General features: G+C 65.7%; 25 protein-coding genes, 2 tRNA genes and 1 pseudogene. 15 read left to right on the top strand and 13 right to left on the bottom strand.

Annotated elements, in window-relative coordinates:
- Positions 1 to 59: 59 nt before the first annotated feature.
- Entirely contained in the window at positions 60 to 425 is a 366-nt protein-coding gene (locus AB0B91_RS04450) for a DUF5997 family protein (protein ID WP_358315368.1), read from the bottom strand.
- A gap of 55 nt (positions 426 to 480) precedes the next feature.
- Here AB0B91_RS04450 and AB0B91_RS04455 point away from each other — a divergent pair, with 55 nt between their 5' ends.
- Positions 481 to 1,230, top strand: a complete 750-nt coding sequence (locus AB0B91_RS04455) for a LysR family substrate-binding domain-containing protein (RefSeq protein WP_358315370.1) — start codon at positions 481 to 483, stop codon at positions 1,228 to 1,230.
- Positions 1,231 to 1,288: 58 nt separating this feature from the next.
- Here the strand turns inward: AB0B91_RS04455 and AB0B91_RS04460 are convergent, their stop codons facing one another.
- Positions 1,289 to 2,314: a M23 family metallopeptidase gene (locus AB0B91_RS04460; protein WP_358315373.1), complete on the bottom strand. Its 1,026-nt coding sequence runs from the start codon at positions 2,312 to 2,314 to the stop codon at positions 1,289 to 1,291.
- 529 nt (positions 2,315 to 2,843) lie between these two features.
- On the opposite strand from AB0B91_RS04460, the gene AB0B91_RS04465 reads away from it, so the two are divergent.
- Positions 2,844 to 3,110, top strand: coding sequence for a hypothetical protein (locus tag AB0B91_RS04465; protein WP_358315375.1), 267 nt, complete (start codon positions 2,844 to 2,846; stop codon positions 3,108 to 3,110).
- 1,464 nt (positions 3,111 to 4,574) lie between these two features.
- On the opposite strand, the gene AB0B91_RS04470 is transcribed toward AB0B91_RS04465, so the two are convergent.
- From AB0B91_RS04470 to AB0B91_RS04480, 3 genes are all read right to left on the bottom strand, one after another.
- Positions 4,575 to 5,207 carry a helix-turn-helix domain-containing protein gene (locus AB0B91_RS04470; RefSeq protein ID WP_358315378.1) on the bottom strand — a complete coding sequence of 211 codons (633 nt, stop codon included), beginning with the start codon at positions 5,205 to 5,207 and terminating at the stop codon, positions 4,575 to 4,577.
- Between the two features lie 321 nt (positions 5,208 to 5,528).
- Entirely contained in the window at positions 5,529 to 6,005 is a 477-nt protein-coding gene (locus AB0B91_RS04475; protein ID WP_358315381.1) for an ester cyclase, read from the bottom strand.
- Positions 6,006 to 6,014: 9 nt separating this feature from the next.
- A complete protein-coding gene (locus tag AB0B91_RS04480) occupies positions 6,015 to 7,001 on the bottom strand; it encodes an NADP-dependent oxidoreductase (protein WP_358315384.1) in 987 nt (328 codons plus the stop codon).
- A 293-nt stretch (positions 7,002 to 7,294) separates the two neighbouring features.
- Between AB0B91_RS04480 and AB0B91_RS04485 the strand changes: the two genes are divergently transcribed.
- The gene (locus tag AB0B91_RS04485) at positions 7,295 to 8,737 is read left to right on the top strand and encodes an ATP-binding protein (RefSeq protein WP_358315388.1); all 1,443 of its coding nucleotides are present in this window, start codon (positions 7,295 to 7,297) and stop codon (positions 8,735 to 8,737) included.
- Positions 8,738 to 9,174: 437 nt separating this feature from the next.
- On the opposite strand, the gene AB0B91_RS04490 is transcribed toward AB0B91_RS04485, so the two are convergent.
- Both AB0B91_RS04490 and AB0B91_RS04495 read right to left on the bottom strand, forming a co-directional pair.
- On the bottom strand, positions 9,175 to 10,767 hold the full coding sequence (locus tag AB0B91_RS04490; protein WP_358315391.1) for an alkaline phosphatase D family protein: 1,593 nt from the start codon (positions 10,765 to 10,767) through the stop codon (positions 9,175 to 9,177).
- Between the two features lie 272 nt (positions 10,768 to 11,039).
- A pseudogene (locus AB0B91_RS04495) lies at positions 11,040 to 11,158 on the bottom strand (IS701 family transposase); the annotation flags it as partial.
- A 148-nt stretch (positions 11,159 to 11,306) separates the two neighbouring features.
- On the opposite strand from AB0B91_RS04495, the gene AB0B91_RS04500 reads away from it, so the two are divergent.
- Complete coding sequence (locus AB0B91_RS04500) at positions 11,307 to 12,620, top strand: cytochrome P450 (RefSeq protein ID WP_358315394.1); 1,314 nt, start codon at positions 11,307 to 11,309, stop codon at positions 12,618 to 12,620.
- A 28-nt stretch (positions 12,621 to 12,648) separates the two neighbouring features.
- Here AB0B91_RS04500 and AB0B91_RS04505 read toward each other — a convergent pair whose 3' ends face one another.
- Both AB0B91_RS04505 and AB0B91_RS04510 read right to left on the bottom strand, forming a co-directional pair.
- Positions 12,649 to 12,906: a hypothetical protein gene (locus AB0B91_RS04505; protein ID WP_358315397.1), complete on the bottom strand. Its 258-nt coding sequence runs from the start codon at positions 12,904 to 12,906 to the stop codon at positions 12,649 to 12,651.
- A gap of 176 nt (positions 12,907 to 13,082) precedes the next feature.
- A tRNA-OTHER gene (locus tag AB0B91_RS04510) sits at positions 13,083 to 13,153 on the bottom strand.
- Positions 13,154 to 13,642: 489 nt separating this feature from the next.
- On the opposite strand from AB0B91_RS04510, the gene AB0B91_RS04515 reads away from it, so the two are divergent.
- A complete protein-coding gene (locus AB0B91_RS04515) occupies positions 13,643 to 14,242 on the top strand; it encodes a hypothetical protein (protein ID WP_358315400.1) in 600 nt (199 codons plus the stop codon).
- Between the two features lie 457 nt (positions 14,243 to 14,699).
- Complete coding sequence (locus tag AB0B91_RS04520; protein ID WP_358315403.1) at positions 14,700 to 15,254, top strand: hypothetical protein; 555 nt, start codon at positions 14,700 to 14,702, stop codon at positions 15,252 to 15,254.
- A 54-nt stretch (positions 15,255 to 15,308) separates the two neighbouring features.
- On the opposite strand, the gene AB0B91_RS04525 is transcribed toward AB0B91_RS04520, so the two are convergent.
- Positions 15,309 to 15,947 (bottom strand): hypothetical protein, encoded by a 639-nt coding sequence (locus AB0B91_RS04525; protein ID WP_358315405.1) that lies wholly within the window; start codon positions 15,945 to 15,947, stop codon positions 15,309 to 15,311.
- 3 nt (positions 15,948 to 15,950) lie between these two features.
- Positions 15,951 to 17,240, bottom strand: a complete 1,290-nt coding sequence (locus AB0B91_RS04530) for a hypothetical protein (protein WP_358315408.1) — start codon at positions 17,238 to 17,240, stop codon at positions 15,951 to 15,953.
- 345 nt (positions 17,241 to 17,585) lie between these two features.
- Here AB0B91_RS04530 and AB0B91_RS04535 point away from each other — a divergent pair, with 345 nt between their 5' ends.
- Together AB0B91_RS04535 and AB0B91_RS04540 are read left to right on the top strand one after the other, a co-directional pair.
- Positions 17,586 to 17,870 carry a hypothetical protein gene (locus tag AB0B91_RS04535; RefSeq protein ID WP_358315410.1) on the top strand — a complete coding sequence of 95 codons (285 nt, stop codon included), beginning with the start codon at positions 17,586 to 17,588 and terminating at the stop codon, positions 17,868 to 17,870.
- Between the two features lie 250 nt (positions 17,871 to 18,120).
- Entirely contained in the window at positions 18,121 to 18,852 is a 732-nt protein-coding gene (locus tag AB0B91_RS04540) for a GntR family transcriptional regulator (protein WP_358315419.1), read from the top strand.
- 12 nt (positions 18,853 to 18,864) lie between these two features.
- On the opposite strand, the gene AB0B91_RS04545 is transcribed toward AB0B91_RS04540, so the two are convergent.
- On the bottom strand, positions 18,865 to 19,257 hold the full coding sequence (locus tag AB0B91_RS04545) for a hypothetical protein (protein WP_358315422.1): 393 nt from the start codon (positions 19,255 to 19,257) through the stop codon (positions 18,865 to 18,867).
- A gap of 194 nt (positions 19,258 to 19,451) precedes the next feature.
- Between AB0B91_RS04545 and AB0B91_RS04550 the strand changes: the two genes are divergently transcribed.
- From AB0B91_RS04550 to AB0B91_RS04580, 7 genes are all read left to right on the top strand, one after another.
- Positions 19,452 to 19,871: a plasmid replication, integration and excision activator gene (locus AB0B91_RS04550; protein ID WP_358315425.1), complete on the top strand. Its 420-nt coding sequence runs from the start codon at positions 19,452 to 19,454 to the stop codon at positions 19,869 to 19,871.
- Positions 19,871 to 20,137 (top strand): hypothetical protein, encoded by a 267-nt coding sequence (locus AB0B91_RS04555; RefSeq protein ID WP_358315428.1) that lies wholly within the window; start codon positions 19,871 to 19,873, stop codon positions 20,135 to 20,137. The genes AB0B91_RS04550 and AB0B91_RS04555 overlap by 1 nt, the downstream gene beginning before the upstream one ends.
- Complete coding sequence (locus tag AB0B91_RS04560) at positions 20,134 to 20,448, top strand: hypothetical protein (RefSeq protein WP_358315431.1); 315 nt, start codon at positions 20,134 to 20,136, stop codon at positions 20,446 to 20,448. The genes AB0B91_RS04555 and AB0B91_RS04560 overlap by 4 nt, the downstream gene beginning before the upstream one ends.
- 86 nt (positions 20,449 to 20,534) lie before the next feature.
- Complete coding sequence (locus tag AB0B91_RS04565) at positions 20,535 to 21,953, top strand: FtsK/SpoIIIE domain-containing protein (protein ID WP_358315434.1); 1,419 nt, start codon at positions 20,535 to 20,537, stop codon at positions 21,951 to 21,953.
- A complete protein-coding gene (locus AB0B91_RS04570; protein WP_358315437.1) occupies positions 21,950 to 22,105 on the top strand; it encodes a hypothetical protein in 156 nt (51 codons plus the stop codon). The genes AB0B91_RS04565 and AB0B91_RS04570 overlap by 4 nt, the downstream gene beginning before the upstream one ends.
- On the top strand, positions 22,102 to 23,712 hold the full coding sequence (locus AB0B91_RS04575) for a replication initiator (RefSeq protein ID WP_358315473.1): 1,611 nt from the start codon (positions 22,102 to 22,104) through the stop codon (positions 23,710 to 23,712). The genes AB0B91_RS04570 and AB0B91_RS04575 overlap by 4 nt, the downstream gene beginning before the upstream one ends.
- The gene (locus tag AB0B91_RS04580) at positions 23,712 to 24,848 is read left to right on the top strand and encodes a site-specific integrase (RefSeq protein WP_358315475.1); all 1,137 of its coding nucleotides are present in this window, start codon (positions 23,712 to 23,714) and stop codon (positions 24,846 to 24,848) included. Before AB0B91_RS04575 ends, AB0B91_RS04580 begins: the two co-directional genes overlap by 1 nt.
- A gap of 83 nt (positions 24,849 to 24,931) precedes the next feature.
- Here AB0B91_RS04580 and AB0B91_RS04585 read toward each other — a convergent pair.
- Positions 24,932 to 25,003: transfer RNA gene (locus tag AB0B91_RS04585), tRNA-Val, on the bottom strand.
- Positions 25,004 to 25,007 lie beyond the last annotated feature (4 nt).

Here is a 25,007-nt window from a genome sequence, read left to right on the forward strand (position 1 = left end):
AACCGCATCGCCCCACGAGCTCGACTCGGGTCGGCCCAGGGGCTCAGGACCTCCGCCGTCTAGCGTTGCTTGAGGCGGACTGCTTCTTTGCGGGTCTCGGCCTGGACGGTCCGCTCGCGCTCCAGCCACGCCGGGTTCTCCGCCTTCAGCGCGTCGATCTCAGCGGTGGTGAGCGGTTCGGTGATCCCGCCTCTGGCCAGGCCGGAAATGGAGACCCCGAGCTTCGCGGCGACGACCTGCTTGGGGTGCGGGCCGTTGCGGCGCAGGTCGGCGAGCCAGGTGGGTGGCGTCGACTGCAACTCGTTCAACTCGTCCCTGGAGACGACACCCGCCTGGAACTCGGCGGGCGTGGCCGAGAGAAGGACACCCAGCTTCTTGGCCGCGGTCTCAGGCTTCATCGTCTGGATGGTCTTCGGTTTGGACATGGCGCAAAGCGTAGTCAGTCGAAACGGGTTCCGCTGACATCGGTACGCTGAGGAAGTGACTGATGGGGAGACCGGCGACGAGTTCCGGCTGGCGTACGTGCCCGGGGTGACACCAGCCAAATGGGTGGGCGTCTGGACCGAGAGACTGCCCGACGTACCGATCACCCTGGTCGCGGTTCCCGCCGCCGAGGTGGTGGGACTCCTGCGCGAAGGCGGCGCCGACGCCGGATTCGTCAGGCTGCCGGTCGACCGGGACGGGCTCAGCGTGATTCCCCTGTACGTGGAGACCACGGTGGTCGTGGTGCCCAAGGACCACGCGGTTACCGCCGCCGACGAGGTGGCCATCGCCGATCTGGCCGACGACGAGGTGTTCCATCCTCTGGACGAGATAATCGAGTGGACGGTCCGGCCCGGAGTGCCCGCCTTCACCCGCCCGGCCACGACTGCGGCCGCGGTCGAGCTGGTAGCCTCCGGCGCTGGGCTGCTCCTGGTCCCGCAGTCGCTGGCCCGCCTCCACGACCGCCGGGATCTCACGTACCGGCCGGTGCTGGACGCGCCGCAGTCTCAGGTCGCGCTGGCCTGGCCCACGGACGCGACCACCGACCTGGTGGAAGATTTCATCGGCATCGTACGCGGCCGGACCGTGAACAGCTCGCGGGGCCGTACTCCAGCCGCCTCCCCTGCGGAGGAGCGGACACAGCGGCAGCCACAAAACCCACGAAAGCCACAAAAAGCCTCGCAGAGTGGCTCCAGCCGCCGGACCGTGCCGACCAGCCGTAAGAAGAAGGGCAACCGCCCTCGGTAGCAGCAAGGCATGAAAGCGCCGCCACCCGCAGGGGGTGGCGGCGTTCATGGTTCAGACGTCAGCTGCAGTGTTCGAAGGGGCTGTTGTAGGTGGCGGTACCGGCCTTGCCGCCCCACTTGACGCACTTGTCCGCCGCACTGGCGCGTACCGGACCCGCGAAGTAGGTGAAGTTGCCGGTGTCGCTGACCCGCGTCTTGCCCTTCACCTCCAGGTAGGCGCTGGCCGCGGTGGCCTTGCCAAGGGAGGTCGCCTTGATGGTGGCCACGCAGTTCTGGCCCTTGGCCGAGTTGAACAGCAGGTAGACCTTGCCCGCCGTACCCAGGGCGGCCGAGTCGATCACCTTGTAGCCGCTGCCGCACACCGACGCGGCGGTGTGCGGGTTACCGCCGCCGCCTCCGCCGCAGTTCTTGGAGGTGAGGGTCTGGTTCGGGTAGCCGAACGTAACCCCGTTGAAGACGGCCTTGCGGATGTTCGACGGGTAGCTGCTGCCCTGGCGCACCTCGAAGTGCAGGTGAGGCGAGATGCCGTTGCCCGGCTTGCTGGTGTTGCCGACCGCGCCGATCTTCTGGCCCTGAGTGACCTTGGCCCCGGCGGCGACGGCGCGCGAGTTCAGATGCGCGTAGAAGGACGTCCAGCCGCCCCCGTGGTCGATCTTGACCAGGTTCCCGTAGCCGTTGACCGAACCCTGGTGGGCCGAGATGACCACGGTGCCCGCGGCGGCGGCGACAACGGTGTCCCCGAGGTCGGCGTTCGGCGTGCTGCCCCGGTTGAAGTCGATCTCATAGGACCGGTGAGCGCTGCTGCCGCTGTTGTTACCGTTCCACGACTGGCCGCAGGGGAAGGGGAGCTGGAAGCCCGGGGCGGCCAGGGTCGACACCTGCGGCCCCTCAACCTGGTTCGGGGGGTCGTTGTTGTCCGCCCCGGAGGTCGGCGTGGGGGTGGGTGTGACGGTCTTCGTGGCGGTCGGTGTAGCAGTCGGCGTCGGACCGGCCTCGGCCCCCGTCGTGCTCGCTAACGCGGCCTGGCCCGACGCGAGACAGACGAACAGAGCGAACCCAACCGTGAGTACCCCTTTGGGTCTCATACGAAATCCTTTCTACGTGTGCCGGGGACGAGGCTTGGCCGGCACCGTGCGTTGTCTATGAGGTCGTGCGAAACGTCTCTTGCTGGAGATCAAGAGTGCGGATGAGCCATACAGAGAACATCCAAAACCCGCATAGAGGGCCGGCCGGTTCGGGCACCTGTTGGTCACCGTCAGTCACCGGAGACCGGGAGAGTGGGAGTTGACCTGCGGTTCGCGCTCACACTGCGGAGCCGGTACGCAGAGAGGGCAGGCGGGCGAAAGATGTGCGCGAGGCCATCAGATCCGACCAGGATCAACGACCGCGGGGCGCTTCCAGCCGGGCCTGACGGGTCAGCCGCCCCGAGGCGGCCAGGACCCCGGCGTGTCCGGCGAGGGTATGAGCGAGTTTCCCCCAAAGGGCAGCGCGCCGCGCCGCCGCTTGATCTTCATCAAGGCGAGCAGCAGGATGATCTGAACAGCACTTACCCTGCGCAGCCAAGGAGCCGACTCAAGTGAACTTCACAATGTGGGCAGTCATATTAGGACTCGGATGCGTCCTCGCGCATTCGGGATATACACGCTGGTCACCAATCGACTCCCCCGCCCGTTGATCGGCAAACGCGCGCAATATGAGCCTCGCCGCTACGGCTTGGGGCAACTACTCATGGGGCTCTTCTCCGTTTTCCTGGCACTGTCCAATATGGTGATGGGCTGGTCACATGGATTGTCTCTGGCGCTGATCTTTCTCGCGATCGGATGCACCATGGCAGGTTCATGGTTCTTGTTCTCGGCGATGTCCTCCCGCCGCGCACCTTGAGCGTGCCCACTCGTTCGGATGATGTCGGCTCTCACCTGGGCAAACGTTCCACCGGGATCACTGGCTGCCCCCGTACGCCGCCAAGGGCGCCGAAGCCGCCGGCACCGTCGTTCATCGCCTGTCCTGCCGGGTGTGCGCCGGACGCGGGCGGTTGAGCCTGACGGCCACCTGCGACCTATGCCACGGCACGGAACTCAAACCGGATCTGAGCCTCGACGCCATCCCCGTCACCGACCAAGCGCGTCGCATGATCCGTACCTGCTGGGACCTGGCTGGAGCGCGGCCTCGGCGCAGGTCGGTCGCCACGGTGAAGATGCACAACACCTGCGCCGACAAGCATGTGGTTGCCTGCTCTCGGGCTCGCAAGCTGCGAGCGTGGAAGGACACGGACCTCGTGTTCTGCACACGGACGGGGACGCCTGTCACGGCCCACACGTACGGCGCGACTTCCGAAAGGTCCGCCAGGCTTCCGCCGGATCCCATGGCACGACGATCATGCTCTTCCACCATGTCACTATGCCGTCTGATCAGGGTTTCCTCATCGCGCCAGGGCCAGCGAATAGCACGCCCGCACTGACCGCCTGCGGCGCCCGTCGCGATTCCCGGAGCCGAGGCCCCGCCGCAGGCTCTATCTACGGCGTGGCAGCAACATCGTGGCAAGCCAAATGATGGTGGGCAGCAGAAGGAGCAACACCATGAGGCCGACCCCGAGAGCGATCTCGACGTTGGTCACTGGTCCACCTGAGAGATCATCGTCCACCCCTCGATGCTATCCGCTGCGCTCCCTGATCCTGCCGCCACCTTCGCGAGCCTGCGCTGGGGCGAAGTGGCAGCCCTCCGTCGAATGGACCTGGACCTCATCCTGCGGCGGAGCGACTTCCGAGGCGCGGCCAAGTGGGACGAGAACACACGGAAGATCGGCTCCCGGCCCGCACTTCCATGAAGCAGACCGTAAGATCGCCGACGCGACGAACGCCATGATCAACGAGCACAAGCCGTTTTCTGCCGGTGGGCGATACTGATATCGAACCAGTGACCCCCTCGCTTGTAAGCCAACCCGGGAAGGGGCGGGAGCAGCACCAGCACCTACCCTGATTTGGGCAGACAGTCCACAGTTGGCCACCACTGTCCGAGCCTGTACACGGCCGTCGGCACCCAGATGGTCACCCAGTACGGCGGTGCCTGCGATCAGCCGGGAAGCAGAGTGAAGGCCTCGTCGTGGCGCGGGCGAACCACTAGCAAGTGCCGGTGTTCGACGGTTGCCACCTCCTGAGTCCCAGGCACTCGGCGATCGCGATGACAGCGGCGTCCACCAGGCCGAGAGAAAGATCTATAGACCTCTCGACGAGTTCGGCCATGCGAGGAAGGTCCTCGTCCTCCGACCCGGCCACTGAAACCCGTTGCCACCGAAGGACTTCAGGAACGTGACTTCGGCCTGCGGAGCCGCGCCTGGATGCCGCTCCCCTATCTTGCGTGCATGCAGCCCGGAGTTGAACGGTGGGCGACGCCGGCGAGCACCAGGTCGAGTTCCGCCAGCGAGTCCTCCAGAGCGGCACGCTGGTCCGGGGCGCGTGCGATGTCCAGGGCACTCTCGCAGATCCCCCCGTACAGCAGCGAGGTGGGGGGGTCCAACGGCCGGTTCGGGATGCATCCGGCCTCGATCGCGATGGCCAGCCCGCGCCGCATCTGCTCCTTGCACCCGGCCTGGATGTCTCGCATGGCAGACCAGCCGAGCGCGCCCGGCGCCTCGACCAGCGTGATCTGGCGTACGGCGGGTTCGAGGGACGCCTCCAGCAGGCGTCGGCAGCCCGCCGACACCCCGTCCCACGGATCCCGCTGGGCCTGGAACGCCCGCCGGACGATCATCGCGAGCGCCTTCTGGTCGGCGGCGTAGACCTCGCGGAAGATGTGTTCCTTGTTGCTGAAGTGATGGTAGAAAGCGCCACGTGTCACGCCGGCCCTGGCACAGATCTCGTCCACCGCGGTGGCGGAGAAACCGTCGCTGATGAAAAGCTCGCGCGCCGCCGCGACCAAGGCGCCCGTGGTCGCCTTGGTGCGCTCGTGCTGGCTCCGTCGCACATTCGTGTTCTCTGCCACCCGCGTATCTCCTCTTGCTCTCAACTCGAGGTTAGAAGAACATACGCGGCGAACGTATTTTCCGAGCCGTCACGGGTGCCCGTGCAGGTGGAGCAGTGGCAGGAGCTGGCCCGCGACCTTTTCCAGGGCCGCGTGATGGTCATCAGCGGCCAGCCGGATGATGACGTGCCGGGCTCCTACCCGGATGTAGGAGTTCAGCTATCTCGCCGAGACCGGTCAGCGTCGGAGCGTGGACCTCACGACCGGTCTCTCACAACCGCGCGGGCACGTGCCGCCGGCAGCAGCCGCCGTGCCCGGCCCCATGAACCAGCACGTAGGCCATCATCGCGCCGCCGCCTTCGCCCGCTCCCGCCAGGCGGCGAACCGCGCCGCGGCCTCGGCGGTGGACAGCCCGAGTTGCTCGCACATCTGATGGAAGTCGAAGAAGAACCGCTCGTGGGCGATCAGCCCGTCCCGCACTCTCCAGTGGCAGGCGAACGGCAGCGCGAAGGCTCTGCCCGTGGGCTCGATCCCCACCAGGCTCTCCACCATGGTGGCTCGGATCGTCCCGGCGCCGACGACCAGGTCGCCCGCCGCAACGAGATATTCGAGCTCCACACCGTAATCGGGGAAGGTGCGCAGGAACGCGGCGTTCTGTCGGGCGACCTCATCGATGCCGGTCGCGACGGCCTGGAACGCGATCGTCTCGAAAACGGTGTCCGGGCTGCAGTACCGCAGAGCCGCCTGCATATCGGCGCGGCTCTTGGCCTGCGCGTAAGCGTGGACCACGTCAGCCGGTGTGGTGTGCTGTTCCGACACTGCTCCTCCTTAATTCATCTCGCCGACGGCGAGCACAACCTTGCCCCTGGTACGCCCCGAACCGAGGAGGTCATGCGCCTTAGCCGCCTCCGCCAGCGGGAACACCGCGTCGAGGTGCACCTTCAACTGCCTCTCGGCCACGAGGCCGGCCAGTGCGGCGAGCCCGGCGCCGTCGGGATCGACGAGGTAGGCCACGGCACGCACGCCGAGCTCGTCGGCACGCTCGTGCAACCCGGGGGTCCAGGCCGCCTGCCCGCTGACCAGGACGCCGCCCGGCCGCAGGCACTCCAGCGCTTTGAGCCCGGCCTCACCGCCGAACATCTGGACGACGACATCCATGTCACGCGCCACGGCGGACACCTCTGTCGTGGTGTGGTCGATCACTTCGTCCGCCCCCAATCCGCGGACGAAGGCATGCTTGGCGGCGCTCGCGGTGCCGGTCACGTGGGCGCCGCGGGCTTTGGCGATCTGGACCGCCAGGTGTCCCACGCCCCCGGCCGCGCCCGCCACGAGGATCCGCTGCCCCGGGGCGACGGCGGCGACCTCGGTGAGCATCTGCCACGCCGTCAACCCGGCGAGCGGCAGCGCCGCCGCCTCGGTGAAGCTCAAGCCCTCCGGCATACGGGCGAAGTGGCGGGCAGGGGCGGTGACGTACTCGGCATAACAACCCGCGGCCCGGGGGAACCACGGCATCCCGAACACCCGATCGCCGGGCCGGAACCGGGCCGTGCCGTAGCCGGTCCTCACCACTGTCCCCGCGACGTCCCAGCCATTGATGAACGGCAGGTCGAGCACCCGGTTGTACGCCTGCCCCCGGCGCGTGAAGACGTCCACCGGATTGACCCCGGCCGCCATGACCCTGACCAGCACCTCGCCGAACACCGGCGCAGGCTCCTCCACCTCGACCAACGCCATGGTCTCGGCCTCTCCCCACGCCGACTGCTGCATCGCCCGCATGACCGCCCCTCCTGGAGTGATGATGACGCGAGAATACATACATGCACCATGTATGTAAATGCGGGAGCGAACGGTGAACGGGCGGTGACGGCGGCATTGAGACGACTGGCAAGACGCTCGATCAGGAGGCTGGTGACGTCGGCGGCGCCGGACGGGGGGCGCCTCGGACATCACGTCGATCGGGAACTCGTCAGGCTGCGCGATGCTCGGACAGTCGGCTCCGGGGTGCTGGGCTCTCTCGGAGGCGACGCGTCTGAAGGCGCCGAATCGGAACAGGACGAAATGTAACCGGAAACCGAGTAAATGTAACCAGCACATGATTACATTTACCTGTGAGCCAGAGCGTAAACGAGTTGGTCGCACGTCTCCGCACAGCCGGAGGCGACTACGACGATGTCGAGGTCAAGTCGGCGGCAGGAGGGTTGCCGCAGTCGCTCGCCTCAACTCTGAGTGCGCTGGCAAACCATCCAGGCGGCGGGATGATCATCCTCGGCCTCGACGAGGCCACCGGCTTTCGTCCGGTACAGCTTTCAGATCCGCAAGCTCTCAAGCAGGGCCTCGCTCACAAGGCTCGCTCGTTCTCGCCGCCTGTCCAGCTTACGATCAGCGACGCGGAAGTGGATGGGGCACCGGTCATCGTCGCCAGGGTGCATGAATGCGATCCGTCGGCCAAGCCGTGTCGGATCACGGCGTCGGGTACGGCATACATGCGGGGGTACGACGGGGACTTCCCACTGTCGGATTTGGAAGAGCAGGCATTCCTTGCCGCCCGGAAGCCGCCGCTCTTCGACCGGCAGCCCGTCACAGGCGCCAGCCGCGAGGACCTGGACAGCGACCTTGTCGCAGCGTTCCTACGTTCGGTCCGCGAACGGGATCCCTACGGCCTGGGCCGTTTCCTTGACGATGCCGAGTTGCTGCGGCGTGCTGGAGTTACTCTGCCCGACGGCACTCCGACCGTCGCCGGAGTGTTGGCTTTGGGGGTTCATCCACAGGAGTGGTTTCCGCGCTTCGTCATCCAGGCTTCGGCAGAGCCATTGCCGACCGATCCCGTAGGATCGCGGGCTCGGAACCAGACAACGATCACTGGAGCTATTCCACGGATGCTGGAAGAGGCCCTGAACTGGGCACGGCGAACCTTTGACACCAGCGTCGTGTCGGCACCGGACGGGACTGTTCGTGATCGGCCCGCCTATCCATACATCGCATTTCGCGAGATCATCGCGAACGCTCTTCTCCATCGCGACCTCGATCATTGGTCGGCTGGCATGGCCGTGGAGGTTCGGCTCCGCCGTGACCGGCTGATCGTCTCAAACCCGGGCGGCCTGTACGGCATCACGGTCGATCGGCTCGGCCGGGATGCCGTCACCTCAGCACGCAATGCGCGACTCGTTGCGATCTGCCAACACGCTCGCACACCAGAAACAGGCGCGCGAGTGATCGAGGCGCTGGCAACCGGCATTCCGATCGTGGCCGATGCCCTGGCAGAGGCCGGGCTTCCACCTGCGCACTATATCGACGCCGCCATTCGATTCACTGTCGTCCTACGGCGGCAGGCAGTTCCCGTCATCCGCCCGGGCGACGACCTGAACGAGACGGAGCTACGCGTCTACGACACCTTGGCGGCCGGGACACGCAGTGTCGCTGACCTCAAGCAGGAACTGAACCTGTCCGCACCCAACATCCGCAAGGCACTACGCGAACTGAGATCGAGGGGGCTCGTCGAGCAACTTGGGGGCCAAGGGCGGCCAACAACCTACCGGAAGCTCTCGGAGTAGGGGCGATGCTGATGTCCATGTACGGCGGTTCGCCCAGCCAGACAAGATGGCATGCGAATGGCGTAAGCGGCCCTGTGGCGTGATCGCTGCGGGGCTTCTTGATGCAGGCAGGCGGTACTGGGTTCGAACCAGAGACCTTTCACTTGTAAGGAGCCTCTTGAGCCCAGCGTGCCACCAGGCAAGCCGCTGGGCGATCGACGGACCCTCCGGCGGCCACTGTCCGGGCGGTGGGGACACATCCGATCTGAAGGAACTGCCCGCGTCAGTGCGCAGTTCCTTCGTCGGCAGTCAAGGTACCGGCCAAGCGCCCGGCAGACCGTCGAAGGTCCACTGCCTCACGGCGCTCTCCGTGGGCATGCAGCGTCCAGCCGCGGAGCCTAAGCAGGAGACGGGAGACCCGGGCACCTCGGCCCAGCAGGATCTTCAGCGACCCAATGTCATCGGCGCTCGGGGTCGAGCGTCTGTGTGAAGAGCGCCTTGCCCTCGACGTCCTTGAGGGTGACGGTCAACTGCTGCGTGCGCGGGTCGATGTCGACCTGGCCGAAGAATTGGTAGCCCTCCAGCGGCGAGGTGGACGGCCGCGGCGGCACGGCCTGGAAGACGGCCTCCGGGCCGAAGGTCGCGTCGAGCACGTTCGGGCCGAAGGCGCCGGCGTTGAGCGGTCCGGAGACGAACTCCCAGAACGGGTCGAAGTCCTGGTACGCCGCCCGGTCGGGGTGGTAGTGGTGCGCGGCGGTGTAATGCACGTCGGCGGTGAGCCAGACGTGGTTGCGGATACCGAGGCGCTTGATCTGCGTGAGGAGGTAGGCGACGTCGAGCTCGCGGCCCAGCGGCGCACCCGGGTCGCCGTTGGACGACGACTCCTGATTGCTCCCGTCGGGCACGACGAGGCCGATCGGCAGGTCGTTGGCGATCACCTTCCAGGTCGCCTTCGACGCCTTGAGCTCGCGCAGCAGCCACGCGGTCTGCTCCGTGCCCAGCAGGCCACCGTCGGCGACGGTCTCGAGGTCGGTGGTGTTCGGGTCCTTGTAGGTACGCATGTCGAGGATGAACAGATCCATCAGCGGCCCGTAGGACAGCTTGCGGTAGACGCGGCCGATCTTGTCCGGCGAGGCCGGGGAGACCGGGATGTACTCGTGGAACGCCTGGCGGGCACGGGCCGCCAATGGGTCCGCGAGCGTGCCGTCGGGGAACCCGGCACGGCCGACCAGGACCTCGCCGGGGTACCAGTTGTTGAGCACCTCGTGGTCGTCCCACTGGGCGACGATCGCGGTCTCGGCGAGGAAGGCGCGCCAGTTGTCGGCGAGCAGGTTGTACTTGAACTGGCCGCGGTATTGGTCGAGCGTCTGCGCGACCGCGGTCTTCTCCTCGATCACCAGGTTCCGCCAGATCCGGCCGTCGGGCAGGGTCACGGTCTCGGTGACCGGCCCGTCGGAGTACACGTTGTCGCCGGAGCAGAGGAAGAAGTCGGCGTTCGCCGCGCGCATCGCGTCGGCGATCCGGAACCCACCCAGGTCGGGGTTGACGCCCCAGCCCTGGCCGGCGATGTCGCCGGACCAGATGAAGCGGATCGGGCGGTGGCCGTCGTGGCGGCCCAGGCCCGCGCTGAAGTGGCCGACGAGCGGCTCGCTGCTGCGGTCGTGGTCGTGCTGGTCGACGGCGGTGATCCGGTAGTAGAGGTCGGTGGCGGTGGGCAGGCCGCGCACGTTGATCTGGCCGGTCAGATCCGAGGCGGGGGTGACGGTCGGCCCTGCGACGCTGCGCAGGATCCGGCGGAAGGAGGGGTCTGCGGCGATCTCCGCACGCAGCCGGGCAGGGCGGTCGACGCGGGTCCATAGGGAGACGGAGCCGCCAACGGCGTCGCCGGCCTGGATGCCGTGGGTGAGAACGGGGCGGTTGGCGAGTATCTGCCCGGGGGCGCGGCGGGTCGGGCGGGCGAGAGCAGGGGAGGCGAGCGCGGGGGCCAGGGCGAGGCCAACTCCGATGGCGGTCGTGCCCCGGAGCAGCGTGCGGCGGTTGAGCGCGGTCATGCGCTGAGCCTGATGCGATTCGGTCAACGCTGGGTAAAATGCCGGGAACCCGGTGCTGAATCCGCAGCGATCACGAGTACCAGCTTGGCGGTGACCTGCGCTTTGATCACGGCGGCTGGCCCCCGGCGCACCGGGCTGCTTACCCGGACGGCATTTCGCACCGCGGGCAGGCTCGGCCCTCAGCTGACCTTGCCGGGCAGATCGTCACTGGCTGAGGACATCCCGGAGTTCCCGCTGTTCAGGCATTGCATCGCTTGCGGGCCGGCCAGTACCGCGTGTTCGGCCAGCCACCAGCAGTTCTTGCGCTCGATCCCGGACAGCAGCCCGGTCAGGTAGGCGCGGGCGGTACGGCGCGGTCCACCCGGCAGAACCGGTCCGCGATCCGGCCCATCAGTTCCTCGAAGGTGACCAGCCCGTCCTCAGCGTCTACGCTGTCGCCCACGGCCACGGCATGATCACGCGGTGGCCGTACTCATGTGGCCTCAACAGCAAGACCGCGAAGTGTCACTGGGGCCCCATGGAGCACTAGGAGGCAGCGCATGCCCACGAAGCCGTCCCTGCCCGAGGTGGTCGCGGCGCTGCTACGCCGAGACCCGGTCGTGCTGTGCACCCGGCTGGCGCTCACACACGAAGGAGTTGCCCGGCTGCCGATCCCGGGGCGCCGGAAGTTTTGGGTGGTGAGCGATCCCGAGTGCCTGCATCGAATCCTGGTCACCGACGCGATGCAGTTCGACAAGGGCGGGCCCATCTATCGGATCATCGCCGATGCCCTGGGCGAGGATGGCCTATTCACGGTGAACGATGAGGCGACCTGGCGCCTGCTGCGCCAGATCATGAATCCTGCCTTTCGCCGAGCCGAACTGCGCACCGTAATGGAGTTGACGGCCGATGCCTGGCGGAGCCGAATGGACGCATGGGATCTGCGCGGTCCGATAGAGCTCTTCAGCGAGCTGAAGCTGCTGAGTGTCGAGGTGTTGATGCGGCATGCGCTGGGGAACGCAGTCGATACGGCCGAGCTCACGCGGCTCGCCCTGCCGGTCTTCGACGGCATGGCGGGGCGAATCTTCCTCCCGCACTGGGCACCCGGGGCGAGCGGCTATCGAAAGGCCATCGCGGCGCTGGATGGCAGAGTTAGGTCAATCATCTCCTCGCGCCGGGATCAGGGCACCGAGGCCGGGGACCTGCTCGGGCAGCTGATGACCGCCACCGATCCGCAGACCGGTCACCGCCTGAGCGACCGGCAGGTACGAGACCAGGTCTTCACGCTGTTGATGGCGGGATTCGACTCCACGGCAACCGTGCTGTCGTGGGCGTGCGTCCTGATGGCCGAGCGAGGGGATCTGTTGGACCGGCTACGGGCCGAGGTGGCCGATGTCTGCGCGGACCGCACCCCTACGCTGGAGGACCTTCCGCGGCTCGTCACCGCGCAGGCTCTGCTGCAGGAGTCGCTGCGCCTGCATCCCGCGTTCCCCATGTTCTTCCGCAACGTCAAGGCGGAGACTCGACTTGGCAGGCACCGGCTCGCCGTGGGCGACCAGATCATCGTCGCCCCCTATGCGACGCACCGCGATCCAGCCCGATGGCCGGATCCGGCGGGCTTCGACTCCGGCCGATTCGCCGGCAGGCTCGACCACGAGCAACGGGCGGCTCATCTGCCGTTCGGCGAGGGAAAGCGGAAATGTATCGGTGAGGACATGGCCACCATGACCGGGCTCCTCATCCTGGCTATGTTGGCGCAGCGGTTTGCCGCCTTTCGCCGCCCGGACGACCATAGCGGCCAGGCGGCCCGATATGCGATGACCCGTCCATCGAGGGACAACGCCCGCTTGATCCTCACGCCGATCGATGAGTAGGCCGACCTAGTACGGCAGCCTCCATTTGTTAGCTGAGCTGCTTGTATGCCGTGGCCAGGCGGATTTGTTGGTGGAACCAGCGGGCGCGGACTTGGTGCTGGCATCGCCAGTGTGACCAGCGCGGGATGTGGTTCTCGTCGATGGGTGGTCGGGTCAGCAGGGCGAAGAGGCGGCGGATCTCGTTGGCGGAGATCGCGATGAGCTGGCCGGCGCCGGTTCTGGCCGACGAGGCAGGTTCGGGGCTGGGGGCGGCACGGGTGGCGGCGAGGAAGGCCAGGGCGAGCATGGCCAGGGTGACGTAGCAGTACCAGGCGGGATAGAGCCGGCAGAGGTTGACCGGAAGATCGCGAACGCGATGAATTCCAAGATCACGCGGGACGCCGATGGATCTTCGGAGGGCCCTCCGACGCTGGCCAATGGCACGAAGCCCCGGTTCCATGATCGGAAACGGGGCTTTTCTGCTGGTGGGCGGTACTGGTATCGAACCAGTGACCCCTCGCTTGTAAGGAGCCATGACCCCCTCGGCCCTGCCCCCAAGCTGCGGCGCCCCTCACATCGCTGACCATCCCCAACCGCGTCAGACGCAGGCTAATGGCACGCTTATGGCACGGTGATCATGCCGATTTCCAGCGAATCGATCAAGCTGGAGGTGACGTAGTGGCACAGGCTCAGGCACGCAGATGGCACGGAAGCGCACCCGGCGTCCATATAGGCGACCCACCCGCATGGGGTCGAACTGCTGGCGGCTTTACAGCTCGTGACCGTTCTCGACGGTTCACGGCCGTTGACCAGGGAACTCAGAGTGCTCTATGCCGAGTAAGACCTTGATCATTGCACGCATATTGCATGCCTCCTGAGGTGCCCACTCCGTAGCCAGGCACGACGAACGCCTCTGGCGAGGGAGCACTCCGTCCTTGGCAATCGCCTCTGCGGCAGAAGGCCATCCGGTGGCCAGGGCCCACTGTGGACCTCGTGCTCTAGATTGTCGGCGTCGATCCATTCGAGAAAGCTGGTTGTGTCCTGTGTTCAGTGAGGTCGCTAAGCGTTACGCCGAGCTGGTTCGCCGGATGCCGTGGGAAGACATGGCGTGCACGGTGACGCTTCCTGACCATGGCGTGATGACGGTCGAAGACGCGGTGCGCCGGCTCGGGGTGGATGCCGCCATCGTGCGCGCTGCGAGAGAGGTCGAGCCCAACGACCTCGGACTTCAACAAGTCGGCTCGGGTGTCGTCACATGGTCGAACAACCCATATCCCGATGGCAAGGAGATGACGGATCGACTCGGCGGTGCAGGATTCCGGCACTGGTATCTAAGTGACGACATCGAGGGCAACACCACCCTGTATGCCTCCTACGGAGAGAGCGACGGGCAGCTTCAATTTCCCGAACCTGATTGGTTGCCCTTCATTCCCTGGACCGAACAGATCGGGCCGCTGGCGCCCTACGCGGACAAGTTCGCTGCCGTATACGACACCTGGTCGGGCGACCCCGAGACTTGGTCGGGCAACCCCGAGGTATCGGTGCTGGGCACGTGTCTTGCAGTGATCGAGTTGGAAAGCGGCGTTCGCCTGGACAAGGAGATGAGCAGGGGCCCGAAGACATACGTGCCGATGCCCACGTGACCCTCGTAACGGCTGTCGCTAGCCGAAGCCCTCTGGCCCTTGGCGGACGTCGACCATGGGCAGGAGGGCTTCTGCGGCCGGAATGCCGACACAATGATCAACCAGATGGCTCGGTGGGCCAGGGCTGAGGAACGAAGCTCTGGACCTTCGATCGCCCCCGACCATGTGCGGCGACTAGCCATGCAGTGGCGATCGTAGGGCTGCATCTGCGCGGCGGCGGGGCAACCCCGGTCGGTGCGTTCGCTTGGTACGGCGGGGCCGGCGTGCGGTGCCCGGCCCGGTGTCCCGCCGCCGTCCGGGACCGGCCCCCAGGCCGCACGCCCGGACGGCGGGCGGGCGGAGGGCCGGGGTACGGCGGCGCGCCGCGCCGCCGCTTGATAACTATGAGCACAATTCGGCAGACTGCCAGGTGTAAGTCAACAGCTAACAAGCGGAATCAGCAGGAGGGCACCTAGGCATGGATGCCGGATTTTGGCTTGGCGTAGCATTAGCAATTCCGCTAGGCATTGTGACAAACCTCATAACGCCCAGAATACAGCAGCGATTTATCAGACGAGGCTCTAGAAAGGCGGAAAAGGCAAAGGCGCTCGAAAATGAACACAACAAGCAAGCGCAAAGACTAGCCAGCGATCCAGTCGCCTATCAATCGTTTTTCTATCGATCACTACTTCGCGCAGCCGGGGGTGCATTTGGCGTACTTGTTTCGCTCTTTCTTCTCAGCTACGGCACCGCAAGTAGCAGTCTATTTGGTACTACACCAGGCGCATACAACTCGATCCTCTTCATAGTAATTCCACTAGGGACCGCAGTTGTCGGAATAAACTTCGCCGTACGTGAAGCACTAGACGCATACATCATGACAGAATTGGTGGACAAATTTAGAGGCGAAGCCATAGAAAGGAGACCAGACCGCAAGGCCGACTTCGACACACCCTCCGCAGGAAGCTGCGAAGATGGAGGCATGGCGGCAGGACAGACCGAAATCGCTTCGAATATCAACGATCAGAAGTAAGAGGCTGGGCCGTCAGAAGCCAGGGAGCCAACCATGCTACAGCAAATCAAACTACTAAGGAAACAGCTGATCAGTTTTCACCACCAAGAAGACGACCGCGATCGCTGTTTCTAGAGCTATGCTATTTGCCCTGCCTGGAGTGGAGTAGTCTTTGTCCGAGGTGTAAACGATCCTGGAGTCAGAGACTTGTATTAGGCTTTGCTGTACGGCAGCGGGATCTCCATGAACGAAGCTGTTGTATTTGGTGACAGCAGCAGCTGTGCCCGAGAGGAACGCTTCGCCAGCCCCCGGTATCAACGTTTCCAAACGTGCCCGCAAGCTAGGGCGTTGTCCGTGCGGCCAGCCCGCTTCCCAGAGGCTGACGGCATCGGCATTCTCAATCAGATACGAAAGGGTTGCAACTCTTTCCATGAGGGGCCTAAAGAGGACCAGAGCAGAGAGCAGATAGCCTGCTTTTATGAGGTGCCTAATGCTCTTAGCCAGGCTGCTCGATGCTGGAATCAACTCAAGCGACGCCCTCTGCGGAGCCGTGAGGCCGTCGATCTTGGAAGCATGTTGCGTAAGCTTGGCGAGTCGGGCATCTAATATTGAGAGTTTCTCGTCTAAAAAAACAACAGCAGGCAATGTACAGTATGGATCGGCAGGAGGACCTGGCTGGACACCCGAATCACTCTTCTCGGCCAATTTCACCAAGCTCTAATCCAGTAGTTCTGGACGGCGATTACTGAGGGCTTTCCTGGCTATTACAAACCTCTCGTGAAATTCTTCGGCTAGCCCTTCGCGCCGATAGCGCTGCCGTAGTACGCGGTCAAGATCTCCAGCGCGGTTGACAAGGTCTGCGAGGGATCGACGGTCGATTTCGAACGCTGCCACGCCTTGCTCAACTGCTGCATCTAGATCCCCGCGTCGAGCGTGAATTATGCCGAGGTCGATATGCGCGTCGGCAACGCGCATAGGGGCGTTGGAGGTGCCATCGGGGCGGGTGTGCATCTGGATGGTTTCGCGGGCGTGTTCTTCGGCTCGGTCGTCGTCAGCGAGCCACGTGTAGCAGGTGGCAGCGTAGAAGATCCACTTAGCGTGGTCGAACACAAAGTGGTGGTCCGGGTGGTCGGGTATGGGCAGGCTGCCGAGCACCTCAGCTCCGCGGGTCAGGGCGCGGTCGGCTTCGCGACGGTCACCGATCCGGGCCAGACCGCGGGCTTCTTGGAGGGTGAGTTGAACCATGGCACTGCTGGTCCCGGCTAAAGCCTGGCCCATACGGGCGGCGGTAACGACGTCTTCGTAGCGACCTTCGACGAGGGCGAACCACGCTGACATCTCGTGCGCCCAGCCCATGAGTTCTCCGTGCCCTACCTGGCGGCCCATTTCGAAGGCTGTGCGACGGGCGGTTTCGGCTTCCTCTCGCTCCCCCAAGTCGTAATGAACGCATCCCAGCAGGGCAGTGAGCCAACCAGTGATCACAAGCAGTTCACGGTGCTGGTTGAGGGTGAGACGCCCAGCAAGCAGGTGATTGATCTGGGCCAAGCGCTTCTGTGTGCGATCGCGCAGGGTGCCGGCGGGCACCACCGGATAGGCGCGGCACAGCAGATCGACGGCTTCGGCGAGAGCCTCCAAGGTGCCCATGCCGACATCAGAGGCTTGGAGTTGCTGGGCAAGCTGCATCGTCCCGTACAGGTCGGCTTCCGCTCGTAGGGCGTCGATGGGCATGACCTGGGCTTCGATGAGGCGGCTCTCGTTCTGCCTCCCCTGGAGGAACCCGAGCTCTTCCGGCGCCTTCCCGGTCAGTTGAGTCAGGGCCAGCCGGTATTCGGTGCGCGGCCACCTGACTTCGCCTGCTTCCCAGCGCCGGATCCGCTCCTCATCACAGGCCAGCGTTTGAGCGACACCGATGGGCGTGGAATTGATCTTTTCGGCCATCTGCGCGCGGTTGAGCTGCTCCTGGTTGCGCCAGGCGCGAAGGCGAACGTTCGGGATGTAATCGGGCATCTTCGGGTCTTCCTCCCGGCTGGGGGCTCGAAAGGGGAAACAAGGGGGCCGTTCAGGGGTCCTGCTCAGACGCGGTTGCCGGTGGACTTGTCATCAATCAACCACGGTACGTCACGCGGCCTCCCGCCACAGGGAACGCCGAATGAACGAGGAGATGGCGACGGTGATCCGGCCAGACGAGACAAGCAAGACGTCGCCCTGCCCTGCTTGCCGGGGACGCGGGATCAAGCTGCGCGACTCGCGCCGTGCGCTCCTCATCGGCGACGACGACAGCGATCGAATCGCGAGTGAGGAGCGGGAGTGTCTCGACTGCCTCGGAGACGGCCGGGCCGAAGGGAGCGAAAGATGAACTCGATCATTCAAGCAGCGGTGACCGGCTTCTTGCAGGGTCAGGAAGAGGGCGACATGCTCGTCCGGCTGCGTGACCAGCTCACGAACCTCGGCGTCAACGCCGAGCTGCGGGACAACAACAGCGCGCTCATGGTGCACAAGCCCGAGCCGGGGATGCCGGTGTGGGTGTTCGTCGGGTACGGCGGGGCCTACTACTCGTGGCAGAACGCCGAGAGGCGGCACCCGACCAGTGATGTGGAGGGTGCGGCGAACGTCCTGGCGGAGTACATCGCCAGGTGATGACGGGCGCGGCGAGGCGGGCGTGGTCCCTTCCGGAAGGGGGTGGGGGCCGTGGCCCTGTCTCGTCGCGCCTCCCCCGGCAGGCAGATGCCGTGGCAGCCCCCGTGGCAACCTTCCCAGCCCGGTCACTGCACTGCCTGCCGGACTTCTCGCGTTCGGCTCCCGCTGTCAGCAACTACGTGGACAGCCGGCGACGATCCGGTTACGCTCAAACTTGGTAAAACAACCTGTCGGCTGTTGGACGGTCAAGATGTCGCTAGAGTCCGTGCCGCCTAAGTATGCGCAGCTTGTGCACACTCTTCAGAGGCGCATCGAGGCGGGAGACTACCCACCGGGCACGATGCTCCCCAGCGAGAACCAGCTCATCCAAGAGTTCAGCGTCTCCCGTCCCACCGTGGTCGCCGCCCTGCGCGTGCTGCGTGAGCAGGGCTGGATCGAGTCTCAGCAGGGTAAGGGCCGCTTCGTGCGCGGCCGTCCGGCGATGGCCTCTGTTGAGCAGAAGCGTCCGGGACGGGCGTACCTGACCAAGCCGGAGACGGACTCCGCGGGCGAGGTCGTCGAAGTCGGGGCGGTCACTGTGCCGAATCGGGTCGGCGTGCTGCTGGACGTGCGGCCCAAGAGTAAGGCGTTCGTTCGGCGGCGATTGATCATGAGCGAGGGCGAGCCGACTGAGCTGGTCTCGCTCTGGCTGCCCTTGGAACTGTCCGAGGGGACGGATCTGACCAGCGGCGAGCCGTTGGGGCAGGGCTTCCGCGAGCATCTCCAGGCGCGCAAAGGTGTGCGTTTCGATCACATCATGGAGCAGATCACCGCTCGTATGCCCTCTGCCGACGAGATCAAGCAACTTGCCATGCCGAAGAACCAGCCACTTCTGGCCGTCTTCGGCGCGGTACGGGACGCCGCTGGCCGGCCTTTGGCCGTCGTGGAGCTTCTGCTGCCTGCTGACCGGCACGAACTGGAAGACGCCTACCCGATTGGGTGATCGCGCTGCCGTTTATGTGCAGCGAAGGTCCCAGTCGCTGTAGCTGATGTCGCCGAACTCCACGGTGACGGTTCTGCTATCTCCGGTGTCTTCACTCACGTGCAGGGACACCTGTGCCTCGCCTGCCTCGTCGTCGGTTACTCCGGCGATTGCGGCCTTGTCGTAGTAGGCGTAGAGCTCCTTCAGCGGCAAGCCCGTTCGAAGCTCCAATCGGACCCGGTACTCACAGTAATCGCCGTTACCTCCAGAGATCTTGCCAAAGGTGGCGACACCGTCCTTCTGCCTGTGCGTCTCGGGCGGTAGCGGATGGGCCAGCACTCGGCCACGGAAGTCGTCGAACCGGGCATCATCGCGCCACATCGGCATCTTGTACAGCAGGAACAGGCCGACCAGTGCGGCCATCACGACTACAGCTAAGCAGCCCCCCAGGATTCGCACGAGATCCTCCCTAAATGTCGAGCCATTGGCCTGGGCGACTGTCTATCGCATGAGTGATACCGCCGTCACCTTCGCCTAGTAACTTGACCTAGCAAGCTACGGAGAGTTATCGTCGAGTTATTTGATAGGTCGAGTGCCTGTCATCCAAGTGAGGAGCAGTTATGGCTCTGCAAGGCCCCATCCCCGTCACCTTCGCCATGGTCTTCCCGCACGGCTGCTACATCGTCGGCGAGGTCGAGCCCGTCAAGGACTTCGACGCCTCCGCCAACGGCCGGTTCGTGCAGGCCCGCGACAAGCAGACCGCAGAGCTGGTCTGGCAGGTCGCGGTCATGGACGGTGACCCGACCCTCAAGCCCGCCCAGAAGACGGTGGCGGTCAAGATCCTCGCGCCGGTCCAGCCGGTGCCGCCGTCCCCGATGCCGGGGCTGCCGTTCACCCCCGTCGAGTTCGACGCCGTCTCGGTCACGCCGTACGTCAACGGCAACGGTCGCCTCGCCTACTCCATCAAGGTCCGCGACATGCACGCTCCCCGACAGACCGCCCAGCCCGTCCAGGCCAAGGCCGGAAAGGACGCCGCCTGATGACCCGTCGCCGTACCCCGCGTAACAGTGTGATCCGGCTGACCACCGGAAACGCCGCCCGCACGCTCACCCACCCGTTCACCCGCCGTGAGCCCGTCCTGGCGCTCGACTTCGGCGCCACCTCCGTCCTGGTCACCACGAGCGGACCCGTGACGGCGGAAGACCTGGAGTTCGCGCGCCAGCTCGCCCGCGAGGCCCACCGCTTCGCCCGCTCCGTGGAGCGCAGCTTCTACGGCCTGCCCGACGGTCAGGGAGTGGCGGCGTGAGCGAGCACCGGCCCTACACCTACGTCACCTTGTCCATGCGACCCGACTCAGACCCGCACGTCGGCATCTCCTTCCACACACCGCGCCTCCAGATCCGCGCCGGACTGCTGATCAGCAATCCGCGGCCGTACCTGGAGTTCGCCTCCCACGAGGCCAACGTCCACATCTCCACCACCGGGTCCGGGCCGGTCACCGACTCCGATCTCAGCATCGCCCGCGAGATCTTCAACGCCGCCGCTCGCTACCTGGCCGACTGCGAGCTGCTGCACGCCGAAGAGCCGGCCGAGGACGCCACCGACACGGCGGCCTGACACACAAAGCGGGGCCGCTGGAAGCGGCAACTTCCGGCGGCCCCTCGGTTCTCCCCTGACTGCACATCACGAGAGGTTTCCAGCTTATGTTCAAGCGGCTGCCTGGCGACGAGGCGCGCAACCTCGTCTCCACCACGCCCGATACGGCCGTCGTCTTCAGACCGGCCGTGATCAAAACACCGGCCCTCGTCACCCTGCTCATCTACGGCTGGCGCTTCCTCGCCGCCCTCGTCCGTACCACCTGGCGGCACCCCGTAGCGGTCGCCGTACCCATCGCTCTCGTTGCCATCGGCTACCACTTCGGGTGGCCTCTGGCCGCGTCCCTCCTGGGGACCATCGTCTTGGCCCTGGCCTCCTGGTCCTACATCGATCGCGGCTCCTTCTCCCGTATCGTCGGCTTCCGGCTGCTGGCCTGGTGGCGGCTGATGTGGGTCTACCGCCGACACTGGCACGGCGTCATGGACGTCTCCGGTCTGGCCAAGCGCGTCAACGGACGCGTCTACATGCCCCGTCTGATGCGCCTCACCTGCGATGGCTGGGCCGACCGCATCACGGTCCGAATGCTCGATGGTCAGGCGGTCAAGGACTGGTCCGATCGCATCGACAACCTCGCCCAGGGCTTCGGCGCTACCTCCTGTCGTGTCGCGCTCGTCAAGGGTGGCCGATTGCTGCTCACCTTCCCGCGCAGCGATCCACTCGCCTCACCCATGCCAGCCCTTCCCATCCCGGACGAGCCGACCGTGGGACCAGTCGAGATCGGTAAGCAGGAGGACGGCCGACCGCTACGGCTCAAGGTGCACGGCACACACATCCTGATCGCGGGCGCGACCGGCGCTGGCAAGGGCTCGTTCCTGTGGGACACCGTCCGCGGGCTACTCCCCGCCATGCGGGCGGGCCTGGCCCAGGTATGGGCGCTGGATCCGAAGCTCATGGAGCTTTCGTTCGGACGGGAGTTGTTCCAGGGCCGGTACGCCGCCGATCCGACCGATTGCGCCGACCTGCTCGACGAGGCGGTCAGCGTCATGCAAAAGCGCGCGACCCGCTTCGCCGGCCTCCAGCGCTCCCACGTTCCGACGATCGAGGACCCGTTCGTCCTGGTGCTCGTCGACGAAGTCGCGTTCCTGACCGCCTACCAGCCCGATAGGCAGCTTCGGCAGCGCATCTCCGCCGCCCTTGCCACGCTCGCCACCCAAGGCCGCTCGGTCGGTGTCGGCGTCATGGCCGCCCTTCAGGACCCGCGTAAGGAGGTCATGAACATCCGCAACCTGTTTCCCGACAAGATCGCCCTCAGGCTGGACGAGTCCGAACAGGTGGACATGGTCCTCGGCGACGGCGCACGCGATCGTGGCGCGCTCGCTGATCACATCTCACCGGTTCCAGAGCTGGGCGCTGGCGTCGCGTACATGCGTCTAGAGACCTCACCTGAACCGATCCGAGTCCGCGCCGCGTACGTCTCCGACGCCGACATCCGCGCCATGGTCGCCTACTACGGGCAGGCCGCATGACGCTCGCTCACTTCCTCGACGGCCTTCGCTGCGCCACCTGCCTCACCCTGAACGTTCTCCGGCTCGACCCGGTCCGTGCCCTGGTCGAGTGCGCCGAGTGTGGCCAGGCCGCGCTCATCGTCACCGACCCCGACGAAGGGAGGAACGCATGACCCATGCGCACGACCGCGCACTCCCCCGGGCCGTCCGACAGGCCATGCCGATGGCCCGCGACGTGCTCGAAGAGGTCGCCAAGCTCCACGGCGTCTGTATCCGTCCCATCCCGCTCAAGCGGCTCGACATTGTCACCGGCAAGTCCGAGATCATCGACGTCCCCTGCGGGGCCACTCTCGATAGCAAGTGCCCGCCGTGCGCCAAGCGCAACAGGCAGTTGCGTAAGGCCCAGTGCCGTGAGGGATGGCATCTCGACGCCGAACCCGCCATCACACCCGACGAGCCGAACGAGGAACAGCGCTGGCTCATCGAGTTCCGCGCCGACTACCAAGCACAGCGTGACGCCGCCGAAAAGGCCGGCGACGACACCACCGAACTCGACGCGATCATCACCGGCCTGGATGAGGAGATCAACGCCGCAGGCATGCGCGGCAACGTCCTCGGCCGTACCACCACAAAACGCTCCCGCTCAACCAAGAGGCGGCAGGACGCGCCCGACCTGCCCAAGCGCAAGATGACCAACACCACCCTTGGACGCACCTTCCAAGGCACCGACGGCAAGACCTACCGGCCGTCCCTGTTCGTCACGCTCACCTTGCCCTCGTACGGCAAAGTTCGCGACGGCGCACCCATAGATCCGGACACCTACGACTACCGGCGCGCCGCCCGAGACGCGCTGCACTTCTCCAAGCTCGTCGATCGCTTCGTGCAGAACCTGCGCCGCGTCGCGGGCTATGACGTGCAGTACTTCGCGTCCGTGGAGCCTCAAAAGCGGCTCGCACCGCACCTGCACATGGCCATCCGCGGCACCCTGCCCCGCGCCGAGATCAAGCAGATAGCCGCCGCCACCTACCACCAGGTCTGGTGGCCCCAAGCCGACGAAGTCGTCTTCGACGGCGATCATCGGCCCGTCTGGCAGGACGGCACCGGCTACCTGAACCCGGCCACCGGCGAAGTCCTGCCCACCTGGGACGAAGCTCTCGACGCTCTCGATGAGGACGCCGACCCGCTCCACGTCATCCGCTTCGGCGAACAGGTCGACGTGCAAGGCGTGCTCGCCGGTACCCCGGATGCCGACCAGTGCATCCGCTACCTGTCCAAGTACCTGACCAAGTCCATCGGCGACTCCCTCGACGGCGGCCAGGCCCAGCAACAGCACGCGGCCCGCATGCTCGATGCCCTCCGCTTCGAGCCCTGTTCACCCACCTGCCCGAACTGGCTGCGCTACGGCATCCAGCCCAAGAGCGCCAAACCCGGCATGCTCCCCGGCCGCTGCCGCAGCAAGGCCCACAAGCCCGAATACCTCGGCTACGCCGGGCGCCGCGTCCTCGTCTCCCGCAAGTGGAGCAACAAGACCCTCGCCGAGCATAAGCAGGACCGCCGTACCTGGGTCCTCGAAGCCCTCGGCCAGGCCGACGAGCCCACCGACCCACACCGCTACGTCTGGAGACCCGTCCCGGCCGGAGACGCCAACGTGCCACCACTGGCCGTCCGGCTCCTCAGATCCGTCCACGAACGCCAACGCTGGCGAGCCCACCTCCGCGAACTGGAAGCCAGAGCGAACAGCCAAGACCTTTCGGCAACTGATCTCGGGAGGGCGGTCTGATGCCGAACAAGCCAGGTAAGCGGCGCTTCGGAAGCATCCGCCAACTCCCGTCCGGCAGATTCCAGATCCGCTATCCGGGCCCCGACGGCCAGATCCGCATGGGCGAGACCACCTATGCCCGCGAGCGCGACGCAGAGAAGTCACTCTCGCTGATCGAGGCCAAGCTGATCACGGGCGATTGGACCGACCCGCAGCGCGCCAAGGTCAAACTTGGCGACTACGCGGCCAAGTGGATCACGGAACGGACGAACCTCCGACCTCGAACCGTCGAGATCTACAAGGGACTGCTCAAGCGCTACATCCACCCCCACCTCGGCGGCGTGCCCATCGGCAAGGTGGACACGGCTGCGATCCGTGAGTGGCGGGTCCTGCTACTCGGCAGTGGCGTCGGCCCGTCCGAGGTGGCCAAGGCGTACCGCTTCCTACGGGCCGTTCTCATGACGGCGGCAGACGATCAGATCATCCCGCGCAACCCGTGCCGCATTCGAGGCGCGGGCGAGGAGAAGCCGGAAGAGCGGCCGGTGCTCACCGTGACGAAGGTGTTCGAGCTGGCCGGCCAGATGCCTGAACGGCTGCGCGCCCTGGTCCTCCTCGCCACCTTCGCCAGCCTGCGCTGGGGGGAAGTGGCGGCCCTCCGGCGGATGGATCTGGACCTCGCCGCCCGGACCATCAGCGTTCGGCAACAACACGTCGAACTCGACACGGGCGAACTTCTGGTCGGCCCTCCGAAGTCCCGCGCAGGAGTCCGTACGGTTGCTATCCCGGAAGCGATCATCCCGGCACTCGGCGAACACCTCGACCGGTTCACCGAGCCAGAGCTCGACGCGCTGATCTTCACTGGCGCACGAGGCGGCATCCTTCGCCGCAGCAATTTCCGGCGCGCGGCCAAGTGGGACGTTAGCACCAAGAAAATCGGCTTTCCGGGCCTCCGCTTTCACGATCTCCGACACACCGGCAACACGATCGCCGCCAGCTCCGGCGCGAGCCTCAAGGACCTCATGCAGCGCATGGGACATGACTCCGTAAGGGCCGCGTTGATCTACCAGCACAGCACGGCGGAGGCAGACTCCAAGATCGCTGATGCCATGAACAGCAAGATCACAGAAGCTCTGCCCGTCAAGGCGAGAGGGGACTGACCAAGATCACCGGTGTCGGCTAATGGCACGTTAATGGCACGAGCCCCGTTTCCGCAGGTTGGGAAACGGGGCTTTCTTGCAGGTGGGCGGTACTGGTATCGAACCAGTGACCCCTCGCTTGTAAGGCGAGTGCTCTACCGCTGAGCTAACCGCCCCTGA

This window comes from Nonomuraea sp. NPDC049141 (assembly GCF_040648415.1).
In the GTDB taxonomy this organism is placed as follows: Bacteria; Actinomycetota; Actinomycetes; order Streptosporangiales; family Streptosporangiaceae; genus Nonomuraea.